Source organism: Aphanizomenon sp. UHCC 0183 (assembly GCF_009712065.1).
Classification (GTDB): Bacteria; Cyanobacteriota; Cyanobacteriia; order Cyanobacteriales; family Nostocaceae; genus Dolichospermum; species Dolichospermum heterosporum.
Map to the genome: position 1 here is coordinate 31,285 of NZ_VILC01000030.1, position 4,414 is coordinate 35,698.

Below are 4,414 nucleotides of genomic sequence, written 5' to 3' on the forward strand. Positions count from 1 at the left end.
AACAGCGAGAATATTTCATTTTGCCTCTTGCCTCTTGCCTCTTGCCTCTTGCCTCTTGCCTCTTACCTCAAGTTTGATTATTTTTTCGGTGTTGCTGCTGTTTTAGCGGCTAAATTAGTTGTTTCTTCGGGAGTTAGTGGCATTAAAGCTTCTAGGGCAAAAGTTGTTGTTAGTTTACCGATACCAATTTGCACAGGGTTGTCTTTATCCTCTGACATTTCTGGTGTAGATAATCTAGAGTCATAGTTTTTAACTAATAATAAAGGCTGTAATCGCTCAATGTTTCGCATGATTGATTGGGTTTGTTCAAAATCCCCTTCCATGTCCACAGTGATAATACTGCGTTTAAGTTTATTGTTAACTTCTACCCCAAAACTGCCATCTTCTACGAGAACAGGTTTTTCAGAAATCGGAATAAATCTTTTTAGCTTGGCTCTAATGGCATTACCAAAAGCTTTACTATTACTGGAATCTATTAACCGACTGGTATCTAGTAATAGAGTATCCAAACTTTTTTCATCTGCAAATAAAGCTAGAATTTGTTTTTGTTGTTGTTTGGCTTCGACTAAATCGGCTTCTATTTTACCAATTTGTTGAGCTTGGGTTTTCTTTTGATTAACTTCTGTTTGTAGTTGATCTTGTTTGGTTTGCAGTTGTTGATAGGTATCCCAAACGGGAAGGGCAATGTTAAATAGCATATAACCTGCACCCGCTACACCTAAGAAGCCGACTAAACCACCAATAATAGTTGGTGTTAAGGTGACACCAAAAACAACAGGACCAGAATTTTGAATCTCTGTACCTTGATTGGGGAAATTTAAATCATCACTGAATGTCATTGGGCAATGACTCCTACTTTTTTGATATTGCGAAGTCTATCTACTAGTCCGACTGTACCTTTTTTCTCTAATTCTTGAATTAAATCAGATGCTGGCACATTACTTAAACCTGTTTTAATAGTGTATTTAACTACTTGAATGGGTTTAATTTTTAGATCAGATTTATCAGTTTTTGGGGGAAGAAATCCTGTTATGGCTGGTGCATCTATTAATTCTGCTGTGATAATTCTGGTTTCTTCTTTATTGAAAAATTTAGATTGTCCTATACTTAGGGCAAAATCGTTAACTAAGGGATAGGAAATGGCAAAACCAGAAATTTCTAAGAATCCAGCGGTGTTGGTGTTGTTGGGGGTGGTAGCAGCTACGGCATCTTTACCAGGGAGAGGGGGGGCAATTTGCTTAATGGTTTCGATTTGCACTTTGTTAGGAATGCGATCGCGCAAATCCTGTAACATTGCTGACCAAGGACGTATTTGATCAAACACTGTTACTAAGGCTTTATTTTGGGTACGAATGCCGGCTGATTCTGCTTTAATTTTGCTAATGTTGGCTATTTTACTATCTAAGCTCTTACCTTCCTCCTCTAACTTGGCGATTTCTTGGGTGACTTCAGCGGTTTTCCCTTCCAGGATGGATAAACCAATAAATATTAAAGCTGGGAATACTAAACCTACTCCCACTCCTATATAAACTGGGATTAAATTCCCTAGTTGAATAGGTGACTTCTCAACTTTCGTTGCTATTTGCTTTTGATATTCTGGGCGATCTTTAAGAAAGTTAATATCTAAACTGTACATTTTATTACACCCCTCGCATTCCTAAACCCAGGATAATACCCAACCCAGGACGTTTAATTAAAGGATATTTTTCAGCATCTACCTCCAAGGACAAAGAAGTAATTGGATCTATTTGGGTAGTTGGTAAACTCAATCTTTGAGTAAAAAACTCGTCAATTTGTGGTAATCCTCCCCCAGGACCTGCTAAAAGAATCTGTGCGACTTCTAGATTTTCACTTTGATTAAGGTAAAAATCAATGGAACGGCGCAGTTCATCGGCTAATTCTCCCAAAATTCTCAACATAGAAGCCATTCCAGGATTACTACCTGTTACCCCAGTATTGACTGAATCTGCTGAGGTTGTGGGAATAGTCATGCTCTCTAATATATCCATATCCCGTGATGTGGGTAGGTTCACGGCTCTTGACAGTGCTGCTTGTAGTTGATAAGTTCCTATTGGCACTGTTCGAGAAAATTGTGGCACACCATTGATAATGATGGCAATTTCTGTACTGTCAAATTCAATATCAACTAATACGGCTGCTTCTTCTGGACCAAATAGCCGCAGTTGATCACGGATGGTGCGAATGAGGGCAAAGCTGTTAATTTCTAAGATATCAACGGTTAATCCTGCTTGTTCAAAGGTATTCAAATAGGTTTGAGTGACATCTTTACGAGTCGCCACTAATAATACCTGTACTTTCTCGATGCCGTCTTCGTCTATAAAGTACCCAAGTTTTTGATAATCAACATCAGCTTCTTGGCGGTCATAGGGCAAATATAAGCAGGCTTCATGGTTAAGTACCATTTCTCGCAATTCTTGGTCATCTAATTCCGAGGGGACGGGAATTAAGCGAACGATCGCATCTCTTCCTGGAATACAAGTAGCCACCCGTGTAGCTTTGATTTTGCTTTGGGCGATCGCTTGCTGAATGATTTCGGACATTCCCGGAGAATCAGTAATTTGACCATCAGTAAATATACCCTCTGGCACTGGTACGGTTGTCAAAGATTCAATTTTTAAGTTTTGGCGTTGTTTGCGTAGTTGGACTACGTTCACCCGTTCCGGCGCTAGTTCAATCCCAATACCTCTATTGGATTTACCAAAGAAACTAGTAAAGGCTTTAACCACTGTTTTACCCGTTAGATTACTAAAGAAAAATATTAAGGTTAAGTAGGTTGGCGTTGAAAATTGTCGTTATGGCAAGGCAACAGGCAAGAGGCAAGAGTGAAGAGGGTTTGGGCGATTTTACGTTTCTTTACACAGTTTGGTTTTATTGTGTTCACCTACTTAGTTGTTAGTTGTCAGTTGTCAGACAAAAATTTTTACCCATTACCCATTACCCATTACCCATTACCCATTACCCATTACCCATTACCCATTACCCATTACTACAATTGATATATCCTATAAGCTCCACAATTCTCTATCCTCTTTTTACCCAGATTAATTCTAAAAATACTACCACCTACTACGATGATTCGATTGCAAAAATTTAAACAACTGTTTTGTTTAGCATTACTAGGCTTATTTACTAGCTGGATTGTTAGTTGTAGCACAAGCAATGTTAATAATAATCCCAAACCTGCGGCTGCTGGGGTTGCCACCATTGAGTTTTGGACAATGCAACTCCAACCGCAATTTACCGACTATTTCCAAGGTCTGATTAAGACATTTGAATCACAAAACCCAAGTATCAAAGTTAAATGGGTAGACATACCTTGGTCAGCGATGGAGAACAAGATTCTAACAGCAGTCTCAGCAAAAACGCCACCAGATGTTGTTAACCTTAATCCTGACTTTGCTTCCCAATTAGCAGGTAAAAATGCTTGGTTAGATTTAGATGCTAAAGTTCCTAGTCAAGTCCGTTCTACCTATTTACCAAATATCTGGCAAGCAAGTAGCCTCAATGGTAAGAGTTTTGGGATTCCTTGGTATCTCACCACGCGACTAACTATTTATAACACCGATTTGTTAAAACAAGGGGGTATGACAAAACCTCCTGCCACTTATGCAGAATTAGGGCAAGCAGCACAACAAATTAAGGATAAAACTGGTAAGTATGCTTTTTTTGCTACTTTTGTCCCCCAGGACTCTGGTGAGGTGCTGGAATCTTTAGTACAAATGGGTGTCACCCTTGTTAATGCTGAAGGTAAAGCCGGTTTTAATACCCCGCAAGGAAAAGCTGCTTTTCAATATTGGGTAGATTTGTATAAAAAAGGTTTGTTGCCCAAGGAGTCTTTAACTCAAGGGCATCGTCATGCTATAGATTTATACCAGTCTGGAGAAACAGCTTTTTTAGCTTCTGGTCCTGAATTTCTGAAAACTATTGCCAATAATGCTCCCAAGGTTGCCCAAGCTTCGGCAATTGCGCCACAAATTACGGGTGATACGGGTAAGAAAAATGTTGCCGTGATGAATATAGTTATTCCTCGTGATAGTAAATATCCTGATCAGGCTGTTAAGTTTGCTTTATTTGTTACAAATGATGAAAACCAATTAGCCTTTGCTAAAGCTGCTAATGTTCTACCTTCTACAGTTAAGGCATTGTCTGATACTTATTTCCAGGAAGTTCCTGCTAATGCTACATCGGCGGAAAAGGGGCGGGTGATTAGTGCGGCACAATTAAAACAAGCGGAGGTATTAACCCCCAAACTCAAAGATTCTAAACTTTTGCAAAAATCAATTTACGAAAATTTACAAGCGGCAATGTTAGGACAAAAAACAGTAGATAAAGCTGTGGAAGATGCCGCCCAGCAGTGGGATAATCGGTAATTGATTATGGGGGATTAGGTATA

At 39.2% G+C, this 4,414-nt stretch carries 4 protein-coding genes; 1 reads left to right on the forward strand and 3 read right to left on the reverse strand.

The features are described from left to right. Positions 1 to 77: 77 nt before the first annotated feature. From FJR37_RS12455 to pilM, 3 genes are read right to left on the reverse strand one after another with little or no spacing between them, the layout of a single operon-like run. A complete protein-coding gene (locus tag FJR37_RS12455) occupies positions 78 to 839 on the reverse strand; it encodes a pilus assembly protein PilO (protein WP_168466163.1) in 762 nt (253 codons plus the stop codon). After that, positions 836 to 1,636 (reverse strand): PilN domain-containing protein, encoded by an 801-nt coding sequence (locus FJR37_RS12460; RefSeq protein WP_039201367.1) that lies wholly within the window; start codon positions 1,634 to 1,636, stop codon positions 836 to 838. The genes FJR37_RS12455 and FJR37_RS12460 overlap by 4 nt, the downstream gene beginning before the upstream one ends. A 4-nt stretch (positions 1,637 to 1,640) precedes the next feature. Beyond that, complete coding sequence (gene pilM, locus FJR37_RS12465; RefSeq protein WP_027403910.1) at positions 1,641 to 2,747, reverse strand: type IV pilus assembly protein PilM; 1,107 nt, start codon at positions 2,745 to 2,747, stop codon at positions 1,641 to 1,643. 345 nt (positions 2,748 to 3,092) lie between these two features. On the opposite strand from pilM, the gene FJR37_RS12470 reads away from it, so the two are divergent. Continuing rightward, positions 3,093 to 4,391: a sugar ABC transporter substrate-binding protein gene (locus FJR37_RS12470; protein WP_168466164.1), complete on the forward strand. Its 1,299-nt coding sequence runs from the start codon at positions 3,093 to 3,095 to the stop codon at positions 4,389 to 4,391. Positions 4,392 to 4,414 lie beyond the last annotated feature (23 nt).